This window comes from Vibrio vulnificus CMCP6 (assembly GCF_000039765.1).
Taxonomy (GTDB): Bacteria; Pseudomonadota; Gammaproteobacteria; order Enterobacterales; family Vibrionaceae; genus Vibrio; species Vibrio vulnificus_B.
Genome location: NC_004460.2, coordinates 1,057,783 through 1,074,460, shown reverse-complemented (window position 1 = coordinate 1,074,460; position 16,678 = coordinate 1,057,783). Strand labels below are relative to the sequence as shown.

Sequence of the window (16,678 nt, the reverse complement as noted above, 5' to 3'; positions counted from 1 at the left end):
AGAATGTGAAAAAAGACATTAATGAGCTAAAAGTAGGACAATGAACGTCAGTCTCGATGATCTCTATCTGTTTACCCAAACGGTGATGCATGGCGGCATCAGTGCCGCAGCCAACGTGCAGAAAATGCAACGCTCTAAAGTCAGCCGCCGTTTGCAAGAGCTGGAAAAGGCGCTGGGGTGTCAGTTGTTGATTCGCACCACGCGCTCAATTGAATTGACCGAGCAAGGTCAACGCTTGATTGAACTGGTGGGTCAGCCGATGACGCATTTGCAACAAGGGTTGGCGGTGATGTCTGAGCACAATCAGCCATCGGGGGGTAAAGTACGTTTGGCGATCCCTTCGGCTTTGATGACCTCGGCGGCGTTTAACGCCATCATCAGCCAATTTAGCCTGCGTTTTCCCTCGGTCTCCTTGGAGATTGAAAACCATCAGCAAAGTGTCGATCTGCGCCGTCAGGCGTTCGATCTTCAGCTCTTGCCTGATGGGGCGAAGGTCAGTGACGACAGCTATGTGCAGTTTAGCTTGCTTCCCTATCGCTCGCATTTGGTGGCCTCGCAAGCTTACTTAGCAACGCATCCTGCGATTCATTGCTTAGAAGATTTGCGCCAGCACCGCTTGCTGACCAACCGCTACAATGCTGACTTGCTGGATCCCAGTTTGCCGCTGGCACTGAAATCGGACGATTTGCATTTGCTGCGTTCCATGGCGATGGCAGGGCAAGGGATTGCGTTTATTCCGCAAGTACATTCCAAACCCGCGTTGGAAGAGGGCAACTTAGTGGAAGTGTTGCCCCACCTCACCCATGCGAAACAACACTTGACCTTAATCTACCCGTCAGCACTTTACCTTCCGGAGAAAGTGAAAGTGCTGATTGAGCTGTTTCGCGAAAAATTTCAGTGAGCCGGATGGATAACTACATCACTCAAGGTGAGCGTAAAGGTGGTTAAGTCGTGCTTGGACTGGGCGTAAATATCGCCGCCATGCAATTTGGCTATGGAACGAGAAATGGGTAAGCCCAAGCCCGCGCCACCACTTTGTTGGTGAGTGCGCGATTTGTCGGCGCGATAGAAACGCTCGAATAAGCGTGGGATTTGCGTGGATTCGATGGTCTCTCCGTGATTGGTCACGGCAATTTGGTAGCCGATCAAATGCGGGAAAATCTCGACGGTGATATTGCTCTCTGGGTAACTGTGGCGCACCGCGTTGGAGAGCAAGTTGGCGAACGCACGCTTTAGCATGGTTCTGTCCCCGACCACTTGCCCTTCACCAAAACAAGTAATGGTGAGGGACTTTTCATCCCCCGCTAACTCGTAGTATTCCGCCAGATCCTCCAGCAGCAATTTGAGGTCGATCGGCTCGTTGTTTTTCATCAACAAGTTGTGCTCCGATTTGGCCAAATAGAGCATATCGGAGATGGTTTTGGTGAGACGACTGAGCTCTTCGGCGTTGGATTCCAAAATATCGCGATATTCTTGCTCACTGCGCGGTTTGGCCAGCATCACTTGGGTTTGCGTCATCATATTGCCGATGGGGGTGCGCAGCTCGTGGGCGATGTCGGATGAAAATTCCGATAGGCGTTCAAAATCGCCCTGAAGGCGAGAAAGCATGCGGTTGAAACGTGCCACCAATGGCAATAATTCCTCCGGAAAGGGCTGCTGTGGGACGCGGACACTGAGCTCTTCCGTAGAAATGGCATCCACGTATTGTTCAAGTTTGGCCAAAGGTTTGAGCCCTTTGCGCGCAATGAACCAACTGAGAAAGCCACTGACGATGCTGGCGAAAAAGGTGATCCACAGCAGCACCTGTTTGAAGTTGGACAGAAAGGTAATGTGCAGGTCGATGTTCAGCCCCAACACCGCGTACCACTCTGGCGAGCTACTCAGCGGGAAACGGATGGCTCGGTAATGGTGGCCATTTTCCTGCCAATCTATGCGTTCCATGCTGGCTTTGTTGATGAACCTTTGCGGCAAAGCGAGCGATTGAGACTGGTATTCCACCTGATTGCCATTGAGCAGCCAGAGTTTGGTGTCGCCTTTTTCAAAGAAAGGGCCATATTGGCTGATGAAATCGCCTCGCACTCTCAGTTCGTTAATCGTGTTGAACTTTTGCTGTAAGTTGTAGCGATCTTGCTCGTAAAGATGATGTTTGACCGCCCACAGTACCGCGGCACTCAGTGACACAAGTACCAACAGAGAGGCAAAAAAGTAGGAAAAAGTCAGCCGAGTGGTGATCGATCTAAATCCCATAACAAGGCTCTCGCTCCTCAAGCACGTAGCCCATGCCACGTTCAGTGTGAATCAATTTCGGCTCAAACGGTTTGTCGACTTTATTGCGCAGCCGCCGCACGGCCACGTCGATGACATTGGTGTCACTGTCGAAATTCATGTCCCAAACGGAAGAGGCGATTTGGCTGCGCGACATCACTTCCCCCGTTTTGCGCATAAACAGCTCCAACAAGGCAAACTCTTTGGCGGTGAGGGCAATGGGTTCTTTGTCGCGAAACACTTTGCGTCGCAACAGATCCAGATGGAGATTGGCGATGGAAAGCCGGGTGGTGCTTTGGGTGGTGGGTTGTTGGCGTTTGAGCACGGTGCGAATGCGCGCCAACAGTTCGACAAAGGCGAAGGGTTTAACGATGTAATCATCAGCGCCCAGTTCCAGTCCTTTGACTCGATCTTCGACTTGATCGCGTGCGGTGAGCAGAATCACCGGGGTGTCGACTTGGTTACTGCGCAGAGCGCGCAACACTTGCCAACCATTGAGGTGGGGCAACATCACGTCCAATACAATTAAATCATAGCGTTGGCTGGTGGCTTGATAGAGGCCATCAACCCCATCGCAGGCAAGATTGACGAGATAGCCTGCTTCTGAAAGTCCTTTTCTTAAATACGTCCCGGTTTTCTTTTCGTCTTCAATGATCAGAAGTTTCATAACTGCCTTAACCGAGTGTCACAATGAGGCCAGCTAAAGCGTGGCAGGGCTAGGGGTGAGCCCTACCAAACGCGGTTTGATGGAGATTAGCTGTTCTCATCTCGTTTCAAATATTGATAACCCACGTTGACCACACCTTGGTAGCGGGTGTCACCTTGCTCATCGATGATCACTTTGGTGCTGATTTCTGCGCCATCTTTGAGCTCAATGCTGTTGGTTTCCGTTGGGTCATAGGCTATGACATTGAATTTGGCCTTTAGTTCTTGTGGCGATGCGGCTTGCAAGTTGGCCAGCAGCACCACACCAGCATCGTAAGCTGCTTGCTGGCTGCCATACAACTCGGTGGTTTTGCTGTAGTGCTTAGTGGTAAACGTGTAGTTTGGCGGTGGCGTTTGCAGCGCCGCCCAACTGGTTGACGCGAAAATTAAGCCAGCAGAAGCAAGAAGAGTGGTGGTTACTTTTTTCATTGTTGCTTCCTTAACTCTAGTTATCTAGGGGTTAAGCAAAGTGTATCGATCGGCGCTGACGAGAAAGGGTCGTTGAGATGACAAATTTGTCATGTTGTTTTGTTGCGTGGATGCAACGGCTCTCATTCGCAAGATAAGTTTGATTCTGTGCCCGATATCTCAATGAAAAAACAGTAGAAAATGGCGAACGCGATGAGCGTGGTCTACGTTGTTGGAGTGCAGTTAGGTTCATAAAAGGAATGACAATGAAACCACTCTCTTTGTATATCGCGCTCGCGCTCACGTCAGGGGCCGTTCTGGCCGAACCCATCCCATCTAAACCGGCGACACAAGCCACGATTGAAGCCAATCAGGCGGTGTATCAAGCGTTAAATTTTAAGGATGAAACCGATTTTAAGAATGCCCAACGAGGTTTGATCGCCAAACAAGATGTGGTCATCATCAAAAACGCCAATGGCGATGTGGTGTGGGATCTGGAAGCGTACAAGCAGTTCATCTCGCTAGAAAATAAAGCGCCAGATAGCGTGAACCCCAGTTTATGGCGTAACGCGCAGCTCAATATGATCAATGGTCTGTTTGAGGTGACTGAGGGCATTTATCAGGTGCGCGCTTACGATCTTTCCAACATCACCTTTATTAAAGGGGATAAAGGGTGGATCGTCTTCGACCCGTTGATTTCCCAAGAAACCGCTAAAGCGGCGCTGGAGTTTGTTAACGCTCAGCTTGGTGAGCGCCCAGTGACGGCGGTGATCTACTCGCACAGTCACATTGACCACTTTGGTGGGGTTCGCGGCATCGTGAATGAAGAAGATGTGAAAGCGGGCAAGGTGGAGATCATTGCCTCACACGGCTTCACGGAACATGCAGTGTCAGAAAACGTGATTGCAGGCAATGCGATGGGCCGACGCGCGATCTATATGTATGGTGCTTTGCTGCCGCGCAATGAACGTGGCGGGGTCAACGGTGGCTTAGGCCAAACCACGTCAACGGGCTTACCAACCTTGATTGTCCCCACCCGTATTATTGAAAAAACCGGTGAAGAGCTGACGGTGGATGGCGTGCGCATGGTGTTCCAATACACCCCAGGCACGGAAGCACCAACCGAAATCAATACTTGGTTCCCAGACAAAAAAGCGTTGTGGATGGCAGAGAACTCCACCAACACCATGCACAACATCCTCACGTTGCGCGGAGCGCAGGTGCGTGATGCGCTCAAGTGGTCCTCTTACCTCAACGAAACCATTGAAATGTGGGGTGATGAGGTGGAAGTGAAATTCCAAAGTCACCACTGGCCAATGTGGGGCAGCAAAGAGATTGTTGCTTACTTTAAAGGCCAGCGTGATATGTACAAGTACACGCACGACCAAACCGTACGCTTGATGAACCAAGGGTACATCGGCTCTGAAATCTCGGAAGTGATTCAATTCCCAGAGGAGTTGGAGAAGAACTGGAGTACACGCGGTTACTACGGCACCTTGCGCCACAACAGCCGAGCGGTTTATCAGCGCTACATGGGTTGGTATTCTGGTAATCCTTCCGATCTCAACAACTTACCGCCAACCAACGCAGCGGTGAAATACGTTGAGTACATGGGCGGCGAAAGCGCAACCATCGACAAGGCGCAAGCGGATTTCGATAAAGGCAACTACCGCTGGGTGGCGGAAGTGCTCAAACATGTTGTTTTTGCTAACCCACAAAGTAAGCGTGGCAAAGCGTTGCTCGCCGATACTTACGAGCAGTTGGGGTATCAAGCGGAATCTGGCCCTTGGCGCTCGGTCTACTTGCAAGGGGCTTATGAGCTAAGAAACGGGACGCCCAAAGCGGGAGGCACCAATACGGCCTCGCCCGACATCATCAAAAACATGCCGCCAGAGATGTTGTTTGATTACCTAGCGGTGCGCATTTTGCCAGAAAAAGCCGCGGGTAAAACCTTCGCCATCAACATCAATTTCACCGATTTAGATGAGCAGTACACCTTGTATGTGGAAAACTCGGTGCTCAACCACACGCGTAAGCAAGCGAAAAAAGCCGACGTGACGTTGAATTTGACCAAGGCGACTTTAGACGATGTTCAGCTTGGCAACATTACCTTGGAGAAAGCAATTGCTGATGGTGATGTGCAACTAAAAGGCAATACGCAGGTGTTTAAAGACTTTGTTGGCATGCTGGATAAGTTTGATTTCTGGTTCAACATTGTGACGCCATAGAGAGGGCATAGTTATGGTGCGAAGTAGGCACTTACCTCTCTTGGGTTTGTTGTCCTTAATGGCAAGCCAGCCTGTGCTGGCTTGCTCTTATGATGGGCAATTTAATAACCCGTTTGCGGAGAGTTATCCCGGCGCGTTAGACATCGCGATAGCCACTCGCGAAGCGATTGATGCGCAACACATTACCAAACCGCAGAGATTGGCGGGCAGCAAAGGACTGGCGCGTGCGCAGTGGTGGTTAACCTTGCTCAACAAGCAATGGCCGGATGCGGTCGCAGCGGAAAGCTACATCTATTTGGTGGACAGTCAATTGTGGTCAAAGCGGCAAATGGATGGGCTCACCATTCATGTGCCTCCGCCTGAAAATGCGCAACAGGTGATGCTGTTAAGTGAGGCGGCCCTTGGCGCCTTAATCAATAATGAGCTTAGCTACGAGCAGGCCTATGAGCTGCAGATTGTGCAGGCTGTGACGCAGTAATTTGCACAGTCGTTCGCGCAGTCGCTTAACGGCCATGCAGCCTAGAAGTCTATTTAGGATATGGAAGGCTCTGCGAGTAAAAACGTCAATGTAAAGGTGAGTCCGGCACTGGCGTTTTTGTTGACCGCAATCCGCCCTTGCATATCGCGCATGTTGTTGGCGGTAATCGACAGGCCCAAGCCCAGCCCTTCGCCAATTTTTTTGCTTGTCGCAAAGGGTTCAAACATCTGGCTCAGTTGCTCCTCGCTGACGCCGCAGCCGTTGTCACTCAAGGTGAGCGTCAGCGCTGTTGCTGAGGTGGTGGCTGAGATCATCAATTGTGGCTGCACGGTGTGTTTCATTGCGTCCACAGCGTTGGAGATCAGGTTGCCCAGCACTTGTCGTAAGCGTTGTTCTTCTCCCAACACATCGGCCAGTGGATGCGGTAAACGCACCCGTACATCAATGGGGGCGAGCTCGGCTTGGTAAATGCGCAAGGTTTCTTGTAACGCATCCGGCAGGGAGACTGGGCAAAGCTGGTCCGGCTTTTGATAGGCGAAGGATTTAAGCTGGCTGGTCATTTTGCCCATGCGATCAATCAGGCGATGGATAAGTCGATTGTTGGCTTGCAACATCGCCATTTCACCCCGCTCAAGCAGTATCTCGTTACTGGTGAGCAGGGTTTTTAGCCCTGTCAGCGGTTGATTGAGCTCGTGAGTGATCGCGCTCGACATCCTACCCAGCGCCGCTAATTTGCTGCTTTCGATTAATTCTTGTTGCGCTGAACGCAGCGCCGCGGTGCGTTCTTCCACCCGTTCCGCCAGCTCTTGGTTGGCCTTTTGCAGAGCTTGTTCGGCTTTTTTGCGTTTGCTGATGTCGAGCACTGTGGCGAGATAGTAAAGCTCGCCATGCCAGGGAAAAGCGGTGAGAGAAAACAGCAACGGAAATTGGCTGCCATCGCTGCGCCTGCCCATGGTTTCCACTGCACTCACCTCCGCAAGATCGCGATGCTTGGGTAAGTTTCTCAGCAGTTGCAAGGTGGTGGAGGCGGCATTGCCGGTATCAAACAGTTGCCATGCAGGGGCGCGTTTACTCATCGAATCGGAGAGGCTGAAATAGCGTTTGGCCATCGGGTTGAGGTCTTCAATCTCACCATGACCATTCAGCAGCAACAGCCCGACATGGGTTTTGTTGATCATCTGACTCATCCGCTGGCGCGACTCATCCAATAAACGTTGGATGCGTTGGTTGCTGAGCGATTTTTGATGGCGTTGATAGGCGATCACGCCCACCAACAGCAGCACAAAGTTGGCCAACAGGATCGCCCAACCTGCGCGGCTGCTCGCTTGCTGTATCGGCTGGTAATCCGTGAGGTAGGTGAGTTGCCATTTGAGATCGTCCAAAACAATGGTTTGAGCAAGAAAGCGGCGTTGTTCCAGTTGCCAGAATTGCAAACGCGTGCCATCGCGCAATGTCGCCTCGCTTTGCTGGATCTCACTGAGGCGGTCATTCAGCTCATCGGCGGTGAGCGTCGGGTGGCTGGAAAGAAAATAGTGACCACGTTGGTTTTGAAACAAAATGGCATCGCTACTGAGCAGCCATTGTTCGGTGAGTAGGCGCAAATTGATTTGCACCACGGCAATGCCTGCGATGCCAAAATCGAGGTACACCGGCGCCGCCAGATAGAAAAATGGTGACGCCCCCTTGGCTTTGCTGACCAGAGCGACCCCTTCCCCTTGTGCGTGAATTTGTTCCACAATGGCATCGAGATCTTGCTCGCTCAATGCTTCGTTTTCCAAGCTGGACACCAGCACATCGCCACTGGCAGAGAGCAGATACCAGCCTTTGGTATTGGCCGCTTTATCCAGCAGAGTCAACTCGCGTCTGAGTTCAGAATAGAGTGAGCGCTCACCATTGAGAAACCGTTCGCTGTGATTGTTGCTGGTGAGCAGATAGGGCAAGTGATAAAAACGCTGCAAGGCGCGACGCACATCGCCGATGTAATCGAGAAAATGTTGCTGCGCGTCAACCACTGAGCGCGAGGTTTGCCACTGGCGCACCAGCTCTTTCCCCGCCCATTGGCTGACAAATAACCACATGACGATAGCGATGAGCACTACCACTCGTTTTTTCATCGCGTTGCCTCCTTGCTTGTTTGGCCCAAGATTGCTCTGCTTGTTGGGTTTGTTAAAGCTTTGTTGTTGAGAAGTGAGATCCAGCTCCTTTTCCCTTCGGCGCTTTTTGCTAACGTAGCAGCAGGAAAATTTGACACGATGGACAAGTGGTATTTCTCGATGGATGCAGTTTCTTTCCCCCATATCGCCCTGATTGAAGACGATGAAATCGTCCGCCAAGCAACCGCCCAATGGTTGCAACTGGCCGGCTTCCACGTTGAGGCATTTAGTCATGGCCTCCCAGCCCTTGCGGCGATCAAAACCGGCGATTTTGACGGTATCGTCAGCGATGTGCGTTTGCCGGATTTGGATGGCATCACGCTGCTGGCCGAGTTGCAGCGAGAACAAGTAGGCTGCCCAATCATCTTGGTCACTGGGCATGGCGATGTCGATATGGCGGTGAAGGCGTTGCAAAATGGCGCGTACGATTTCATTGAGAAACCGTTTAATCCTGATCGCCTCGCGTCGACACTGCAGCGCGCGGTGAGCGAATATCAGCAGCAAGCAGACTATGGCAACCGCAGCCACTATCTGCAGCAGCTCAGTGGCATTGAGCAGGTCTTGATTGGTCAAAGCGCGATCATGCGCCAGTTACGTGAGCAAGTCGCCCGCGTAGCCAGCATGGACACCAATGTGATCATCTATGGCGAAACGGGAACCGGAAAGGAGTTGGTGGCGCGCAGCTTACATACTGAAAGCGCACGACGAGCCAATCCGTTTGTTGCCATCAACTGTGGCGCGATTCCGGAAAATCTCTTTGAAAGCGAGCTGTTTGGTCATGAGGCTGGCGCGTTTACGGGCGCCAGTAAGCGCCGCATTGGCAAGCTTGAGTATGCCGATAAAGGCACCCTGTTTATGGACGAAATTGAAAGCATGCCGATGGCGATGCAAGTCAAAGTGCTGCGCAGTTTGCAAGAAAATCAGGTGGAGCGTGTGGGTGCCAACCGGCCAGTAAATGTGGATTTACGCGTGGTGGCGGCAGCGAAGGAGAACTTGTTTAACCATCCCGCTTTTCGTCAGGATCTGTTTTATCGTCTCAATGTGGCGCAGTTGCACTTGCCGCCATTGCGTGAGCGAGAGGAAGACGCATTGCTGCTGTTTGAGCATTTTGCTGCGCAAGCGAACCCGAATAAGCGTCGGCTCAGCGCTGCCGATTCGCGCGCGTTGTTAAGCTATGCGTGGCCGGGCAATGTGCGTGAGCTGCGCAATGTCGCGGTGCGTTTTGCGCTGGATGAGAGCTTGTCGGTGATGGAGATCCTTTCGAGCCGCGCGGCGATGGTGCAAGAGAGCTTGCCCGTCGGTGTGCCGCTGGCCATCCAACTGCACAATTTTGAGCGCAAGGTGATTCACGATGCTTTAGTGCGCCACCAAGGCAGCATTTTGGAGGTGATGAACGAGCTTGATCTTCCTCGTCGCACCCTCAACCAAAAAATGCAGAAGCTCGGTCTGAATCGCGCCGATTACACCGACAGCTGATTTCTGCCGAACGAGTCGATCGCGTCTGTTCTTGATCAAACAAAGAGATGATCAGACAAAGAGATGCGTAGACAATCGATAAGCTGACGATCAAATGAGCAGATAATCAGAGGCAAGCAATGAGCAAGATTTTGCTCATTGCCATTGTTAACAATTTTATAACCTTGATCACGAAGTACGAATTCACAAGCGAACGGCTTACTCTCTATTTTGGTTAACCATTTGATTTAATGTTACTTTATGGTTTCTGGTTCTCATCACCAATAAGCAAGATCTTGCTCATCTTCAGCAGAGTAAATCAGCCAAATGTTGCTCATTTTACTGATTTATTATCATGTGTCGTTTATATATCAATCACTTAAAAACTGGCATCTTGTTTGCTCTAAGGCTGTAGGTAACAAAACCATAACAACTACCCTACAACGGAGTGTAACCATGAAAAAGAACCTATTGATGAAATCTCTCGCTGTCGCCATGGTCTGTTTCTCGGCCAGCAATGTCGCTGCCGCAGATAACCGCAGCTATATTTTGGCCACAGCCTCGACGGGCGGGACGTATTATCCGGTAGGGGTGGCACTGGCAACGCTAAGCAAAGTGAAGCTTGAGCCACAATACAAGTTTTCTCTCTCTGCGATCAGCTCGGCGGGATCAGGCGAAAACATCAAGCTAATGAACGACAACGAAGCGCAGTTTGCCATCCTACAAGGTCTTTATGGCGCTTGGGCTTCAACAGGTGATGGCCCATACGCGCAAAGCGGCCCGCAAACCAAACTGCGTTCAGTCTCCATGCTGTGGCAAAACGTCGAACACTTTATTGTACGCAGCGACCTGACCAGCTCTGGCACAGTGGCCGATCTGAACAATATGAAAGATAAGAAGTTTTCTATTGGTACCAAAAACTCCGGGACAGAAAACTCGGGTCGCCAAATTATGTCGGGTTTAGGTGTGAACCCGGATGAGTTCAATCTGGCATACATGGGCTATGGCGCGAGTGCGAGTGCGATGCAAAATGGCACCATCGATGGTATGAATACCCCGGCTGGCGTGCCAGTGGGCGCGGTAACACAAGCATTTGCTGCATTGGGGAACGATATCCAGCTCCTTTCGTTTACCGATGAGCAAATCAAACAAGCCAATGGCAAATATCAGCTTTGGACTAAGTACGTCATCCCAGCCAACACTTACCCAGGTGTGGATAAACCAGTGACGACCATCGCTCAGCCCAACTTCCTTGCGGTACGCGATGACATTTCCGATGAAGACGTTTACCAGCTCACCAAAGCGATCTACGAAAACCTGACCTTCCTACAAGGCATCCATAAAGCAACCAAAGCGATGGCGATAGAAAAAGCGATTGCGGGTCTTCCGCTGCCGCTGCACCCAGGCGCGGCGCGTTACTACAAAGAAGTGGGCATCACCATTCCTGATGCTCTGATGAGCAAGTAACCGACTTTGCCCACCAATGAACATTGGTGGGCGTAAGGCTTGTTATTGTTTCTTGTTCCCTCGGAGTCTGACCATGAGTGATTCTTTACAACAACAGTTGCAGCAGTTTGAGTTACCGACACGAACGGATTTTCCGTGGGTAACCGCCGCCATCACCGGCATTGGTGTGGTGCTTTCTCTGCTGCATATTTGGTTCAATACTTTATCGACCTTGCCGGAACTGTGGATCTCCGCGACCCATTTCGCCGGCTTTGCGCTGATATGCTTGCTGTGGTACCCAGCGCACGCCAGTTTGAAGCGCAGCCGTATTGCGTTAGCGGTGGATGTGCTGATTGGCATCGCCGCACTGGCGTGTTTGATTTATATCCCCTTTGCGGAAGATGCCTTATACCAGCGTGGCGTGAAATTTGTCGCCTCGGATTGGGTGGTTTCTATTACCGCGATTTTGATTGCGATTGAGATCATTCGTCGCACCATGGGCTGGTTTATCCCGGTTTTGATCGTCATCTGTTTGAGCTACGTGGTGTGGTGGGGCAAATGGGCGGGTGGCATTTTCCATTTCCCCGGTTTGAGCATGGAAACCCTGCTCTACCGTAGTTTCTTCTCCTCAGAAGGGATGTTTGGTTCTATTTCACGCATCAGTTGGACCTTCGTATTCATGTTCATCCTCTTTGGCGCGTTTTTGGTGAAATCAGGCGTGGGGGATTACATCATCAACGTTTCACGTGCGGCGGCGGGCAAAATCATCGGTGGCCCCGGTTTTATTGCGGTTCTGGGTTCTGGGTTGATGGGCTCGGTGTCGGGATCTAGTGTCGCCAATACCGTTTCGACAGGCGTGATCAGCATTCCGCTGATGCAAAAAGCGGGCTTTCCATCGCGCTTTGCCGCAGGGGTAGAAGCCGCGGCGTCAACGGGTGGGCAGTTGATGCCTCCGGTGATGGGGGCGGGGGCATTCATTATGGCCTCTTACACACAAATTCCTTATGTCGATATTGTCGCGGTGTCGTTTGTTCCGGCACTGATTTACTTTTTGTCGGTGGCATTTTTCGTGCGCATCGAAGCCAAACGCAGCGGCGTGCAGAAGATCACCACCAGTGATGAGTCATTGGGCAAGGTACTGCTGTCGGGTTGGCATAATCTGATCCCACTGGTGGTACTGGTTACGCTCCTGGTGCAGGGCTTTACTCCGACCTACGCGGCGGGTTTGTCTATCCTTTCGGTGGTGGTGGCGTCTTGGTTCTCAAAAGATCACAAAATGGGCCCCAAAGAGATCATCGAAGCACTTGCCCAAGGGGCAAAAAACATGGCGACCACCGCGGTCTTGCTGGTGGGCATTGGCTTGGTGATCAACGTGATCAGCACCACCGGGATTGGCAATACCTTCTCATTGATGATCAACGGTTGGTCGCAGGGAGATTTGTTGATCATGCTAGTGCTGATTGCATTGGCTTCACTGGTGTTGGGCATGGGCCTACCGGTTACCGCGGCTTACATTGTGCTGGGTACCCTTTCTGCTCCTGCGTTGTATCAATTGATTGCGGAAAACCAGCTGTTGAGCTTGATGTCTGCGGGGCAATTGCCGGAACAAGCGAAAGCGATTTTCATGCTCGCTGCGCCCGATAAGCTCGATTTGCTCAATGCCCCTATGGCCATCGAGACCGCGAAAGAGATGCTGGCTTTGGTGCCCGTCGATTTCAAAGAAACCTTGCTTCAGCAAAGTTTGGGTATAGAAGCCGTAGGTTTGGCACTTTTAGCCGCACATTTGATTATTTTCTGGCTTTCACAAGACAGCAACGTTACCCCACCTGTGTGCTTAACCGCGTTTGCTGCTGCTACCATCGCCAAAACACCGCCGATGCGCACCGGGCTTACCGCGTGGAAAATCGCCAAAGGGCTCTATCTTGTGCCGCTACTCATCGCCTATACCGGCTTGGTAAGTTGGGACGTGACCACGGTGCTGATGACGGGATTCTTCGCCATTTTTGGCACCTATGCCTTGATTGGCGCACTGGAAGGCTATTTAGAAGGTCAAATCAATTGGCTGCTGCGCCTCGCGCTTGCTGCTTCTGGCGCGTTGATGGTGTGGCATGATGTACCACTTTGGTTACGTGTGGCATCACTCATCATATTCGCCGTCATTTTCGTGTACAGTGGTCGCCAATATCAGGCGCAACAAGCGGCAGCGGTTTCTTAATTTTCCTGCGCTCATCGTTTGAGCGCAGTGCAAATACGCATCCTGAATGAAAAGGGAGTAGTGAAGTGTACGATTTTATTGTTGTGGGTGGCGGGATTGTTGGGGTCTCAACGGCTTGGCAATTGCAGCAGCGTTATCCAGAAAAATCGGTGTTGTTGGTCGAAAAGGAATCGGGCTTTGCTCGTCACCAAACGGGGCATAACAGCGGCGTGATTCACGCCGGGGTTTATTATGCGCCGGGCAGTCTAAAAGCGGATTTCTGTAAACGCGGCGTGGAAGCCACCAAGGCATTTTGCGCCAAGCATCAGATTCCGGTTGAAAACTGTGGCAAGTTGCTGGTGGCGACGACGGCCGCAGAAGTGGAAAGAATGAATGCGCTTTATGAGCGCTGCCATGTGAATGGCATCGAGGTCGAGCTGCTCGACGCTGCGCAATTGAAACTGGCGGAGCCCAATATTGTCGGTTTAGGGGCCATTTACGTGAAGTCCACCAGTATTGTCGACTACCGTTTGGTGACGGAAAAAATGGCGCAGGAGCTGGTGGATTTAGGAGGAGAGGTGCGCCTCAACGCTAAGGTGATCGCGCTTGAAGAGCATGCGGATGAAGTGCAAGTTACCTGCGAGTGCGCGGGAGAGACGTTGCAGCTTAACGGGCGCTTTTTGATTTCCTGCGGCGGGCTGATGGCGGACCGATTGACCAAGATGCTGGGTATTGAGACGGACTTTCAGATCATCCCCTATCGCGGTGAATACTACCAGTTACCTAGCAAGCACAACCAAGTGGTGAAACATCTGATTTACCCGATCCCTGATCCGGATTTGCCATTTTTGGGCGTGCATTTAACGCGCATGATTGATGGCTCTGTGACGGTGGGGCCGAATGCGGTGCAAGGCTGGAAACGCGAAGGCTATGGCCGAGTCAATTTCAGCATTCAAGACACTTGGCAAATGATGCGCTTTGCTGGGTTTTGGAAGGTGACCAAACAGCACTTTGCCACTGGGGTGAAAGAGTTTATTAACTCTTGGTGGAAGGCGGGGTATCTCAAATTGGTGAACAAGTATTGTCCGATGATCCAAGTTGAAGACTTGCAGCCTTATCCCGCTGGGATTCGCGCCCAAGCAGTGCTCTCAGACGGTTCATTGGTGCACGATTTTCTCTTTGCCGAAAGTCCACGCAGCTTACATGTGTGCAATGCGCCTTCACCTGCGGCGACATCGGCGATGCCAATTGGAGAGTACATCTGCAATAAAGTTGAAGCGAAGCTTTAAGGCGGAAATTCAACATCAAGCTTAAAAGAAAGGGGCACTCAAATGAGTGCCCCTTTGTTGGAATTAGGAACCTAGGAACTAGGAACTAGGAAGCGAGGTACGAGGGACTAGAAATTAGGTACGAGGGACTAGAAATTAGCAACTAGGAAGTAGAGACTAGCTGCTAGAACCTAGAACCTAGAACCTAGAACCTAGAACCTAGAACCTAGAACCTAGAACCTAGAACCTAGAACCTAGAACCTAGAACCTAGAACCTAGAACCTAGAACCTAGAACCTAGAACCTAGAACCTAGAACCTAGAACCTAGAACCTAGAACCTAGAACCTAGCTATTGCCGCTTTCGCGATATTGGTATTGGTAGTCAACATCGACAATCGCGCGGTAAGCCACTTTGCCGCTTTCTTTCGCAAACTCTTCCACTTTCACTTCAATGTCTGAGATTTTCAGTGAATCGTAAACAGGGCGTTGGCTAAATACGGAAAGCTCGTGCGTCAGTTCAGTGGGTGTCATGGCACGCAGCTCTTGTGCTTTCATCAAACCTGCATCATAGGCAGCTTGTTTGTTTGCGAACGTATCCGTGTGAAGAGACGTTTCGCCAATTTGAGTTTCAACGGATGCAAAGACAGTAGAGCTTAGTGTTAACGCTGTAGCAAGCAGAATCATTTTTTTCATGATGTTCACCTCTATATGGGCTTGGTTGTGATTACCTGATCCATAGTAGAGATTTGTATGTAAAGAATCCGTCAAGCTACGTAAAGAGCTGTCTAGCTGGTGCAAAATATTTGTCAGGACGTCAAAAGCGCGTCATGGCATTGATGTTGTCAATTATTTAAGTGATCTATGTTTTTCCTGATGAATCATTCATCCGCAAATTCGCTGGCGATCTTGATGAACATATCCTCTTGAGCAAGGAAGGCATCGATCACCTCGGGATCAAAATGTGTCCCATTACCTTCGAGAATGATTGAGCGTGTCTCTTCATGGCTCATCGGATCTTTATACACACGTTTGCAGCGCAGCGCGTCATACACATCGGCAATGGCCATGAGCCGAGCACTGAGCGGGATACGCTCACCCGCATAGCCATTGGGGTAACCAGAGCCATCCCACTTTTCATGGTGCCCATAAGCAATCTCTTTTGCCGCAGAGATGAGATCATTTTGCGCGCCGGAGAGTTTCTCTGCTTTCTCTAGAGCCAATAATCCCAGTGTGGTGTGAGATTTCATCTCTTCAAATTCTTCTGCTGTGAGCTTGCCAGGTTTGAGCAAAATAGAGTCAACAATGCCCACCTTGCCAATGTCATGCAGTGGTGCGGCTTTAAAGTAGGTATCCACAATTTTGGGGGTGAGAACCGTTTGGTATTTGGGAAGCAACGCCAACTGTTCCGCCAGTAAACGCACATAATGCTGAGTTCGCAAAATATGGTTGCCTGTTTCCGGATCGCGTGTTTCCGCCAAACTGGCTAAGGCAAACACCACCGCATCTTGCATGCGGTCAAGCTCGTGTGAACGTTTGAGTACCTCTTTCTCTAGGTAGCCATTTTGATCGCGTAGAAAATCTTTCGAGCGTTTATTTTGCAGATGGGTTTTCACGCGCGAGCGCAGCAAAGGAATACTGACGGGTTTGTGAATATAGTCGGCCGCCCCGAGCTCGAAACCGAGTTTTTCATCTTCGGGCGAGTCTTTACCCGTCAAAAAGACCACAGGAATATCTTGAGTTTTGTGATTGGCTCGAATTTTTCTGATCACGTCATAACCCGATAGCTCGGGCATCACGATATCGAGCAGCACTAAATCAATCTCAAACTGCTCTAAGATATGCAACGCCATCTCCCCAGATTTGGCCGCTTTCACGTGGTAGCGATTGGAGAGTCCTTGAGCCATAAACGCCAGATTGTCTGCGGAGTCGTCGACAATCAAAACGGTACAATCATCCAGATTTTCAATGGGCATATATCAATCCTGAAAAAGTTTTCCTGCAACTTGCTGAACAATAACTAAACTTATCAGTAACTATAGACAAGCATCGATTTATTGCACTGTTATCTTGCAAGAAGG

The 16,678-nt window shown here is 50.8% G+C and carries 13 protein-coding genes; 7 read left to right on the top strand and 6 right to left on the bottom strand.

Going from position 1 to position 16,678, the window contains the following annotated elements; translation table 11 throughout:
• The first annotated feature begins 40 nt into the window (after positions 1–40).
• A complete protein-coding gene (locus tag VV1_RS19750) occupies positions 41–901 on the top strand; it encodes a LysR family transcriptional regulator (protein WP_011081899.1) in 861 nt (286 codons plus the stop codon).
• On the opposite strand, the gene VV1_RS19745 is transcribed toward VV1_RS19750, so the two are convergent.
• The 3 genes from VV1_RS19745 to VV1_RS19735 all read right to left on the bottom strand — a co-directional run bounded on the left by VV1_RS19745 (position 895) and on the right by VV1_RS19735 (position 3,399).
• Positions 895–2,286 (bottom strand): heavy metal sensor histidine kinase, encoded by a 1,392-nt coding sequence (locus VV1_RS19745; protein ID WP_052298480.1) that lies wholly within the window; start codon positions 2,284–2,286, stop codon positions 895–897. The genes VV1_RS19750 and VV1_RS19745 overlap by 7 nt on opposite strands.
• Positions 2,237–2,932, bottom strand: coding sequence for a heavy metal response regulator transcription factor (locus tag VV1_RS19740; protein ID WP_011081897.1), 696 nt, complete (start codon positions 2,930–2,932; stop codon positions 2,237–2,239). The genes VV1_RS19745 and VV1_RS19740 overlap by 50 nt, the downstream gene beginning before the upstream one ends.
• Before the next feature lie 86 nt (positions 2,933–3,018).
• A complete protein-coding gene (locus VV1_RS19735) occupies positions 3,019–3,399 on the bottom strand; it encodes a DUF3316 domain-containing protein (protein ID WP_011081896.1) in 381 nt (126 codons plus the stop codon).
• Between the two features lie 239 nt (positions 3,400–3,638).
• Between VV1_RS19735 and VV1_RS19730 the strand changes: the two genes are divergently transcribed.
• Both VV1_RS19730 and VV1_RS19725 read left to right on the top strand, forming a co-directional pair.
• A complete protein-coding gene (locus VV1_RS19730; RefSeq protein ID WP_011081895.1) occupies positions 3,639–5,606 on the top strand; it encodes an alkyl/aryl-sulfatase in 1,968 nt (655 codons plus the stop codon).
• Between the two features lie 13 nt (positions 5,607–5,619).
• Positions 5,620–6,084: a hypothetical protein gene (locus VV1_RS19725; protein ID WP_011081894.1), complete on the top strand. Its 465-nt coding sequence runs from the start codon at positions 5,620–5,622 to the stop codon at positions 6,082–6,084.
• 53 nt (positions 6,085–6,137) lie between these two features.
• Here VV1_RS19725 and VV1_RS19720 read toward each other — a convergent pair whose 3' ends face one another.
• The gene (locus VV1_RS19720; protein WP_011081893.1) at positions 6,138–8,198 is read right to left on the bottom strand and encodes a sensor histidine kinase; all 2,061 of its coding nucleotides are present in this window, start codon (positions 8,196–8,198) and stop codon (positions 6,138–6,140) included.
• A gap of 138 nt (positions 8,199–8,336) precedes the next feature.
• On the opposite strand from VV1_RS19720, the gene VV1_RS19715 reads away from it, so the two are divergent.
• The 4 genes from VV1_RS19715 to lhgO all read left to right on the top strand — a co-directional run bounded on the left by VV1_RS19715 (position 8,337) and on the right by lhgO (position 14,621).
• On the top strand, positions 8,337–9,713 hold the full coding sequence (locus VV1_RS19715; RefSeq protein ID WP_011081892.1) for a sigma-54-dependent transcriptional regulator: 1,377 nt from the start codon (positions 8,337–8,339) through the stop codon (positions 9,711–9,713).
• Between the two features lie 435 nt (positions 9,714–10,148).
• A complete protein-coding gene (locus tag VV1_RS19710; protein WP_011081891.1) occupies positions 10,149–11,159 on the top strand; it encodes a TAXI family TRAP transporter solute-binding subunit in 1,011 nt (336 codons plus the stop codon).
• 73 nt (positions 11,160–11,232) lie between these two features.
• Complete coding sequence (locus VV1_RS19705) at positions 11,233–13,353, top strand: TRAP transporter permease (protein ID WP_011081890.1); 2,121 nt, start codon at positions 11,233–11,235, stop codon at positions 13,351–13,353.
• 65 nt (positions 13,354–13,418) lie between these two features.
• Positions 13,419–14,621, top strand: a complete 1,203-nt coding sequence (gene lhgO / locus VV1_RS19700; protein ID WP_011081889.1) for an L-2-hydroxyglutarate oxidase — start codon at positions 13,419–13,421, stop codon at positions 14,619–14,621.
• A 324-nt stretch (positions 14,622–14,945) separates the two neighbouring features.
• Here lhgO and VV1_RS19695 read toward each other — a convergent pair whose 3' ends face one another.
• Together VV1_RS19695 and VV1_RS19690 are read right to left on the bottom strand one after the other, a co-directional pair.
• Positions 14,946–15,293: a DUF3316 domain-containing protein gene (locus VV1_RS19695; RefSeq protein WP_015728355.1), complete on the bottom strand. Its 348-nt coding sequence runs from the start codon at positions 15,291–15,293 to the stop codon at positions 14,946–14,948.
• Positions 15,294–15,478: 185 nt separating this feature from the next.
• Positions 15,479–16,573, bottom strand: coding sequence for an HD-GYP domain-containing protein (locus VV1_RS19690; RefSeq protein WP_011081887.1), 1,095 nt, complete (start codon positions 16,571–16,573; stop codon positions 15,479–15,481).
• Between the last annotated feature and the right edge of the window lie 105 nt (positions 16,574–16,678).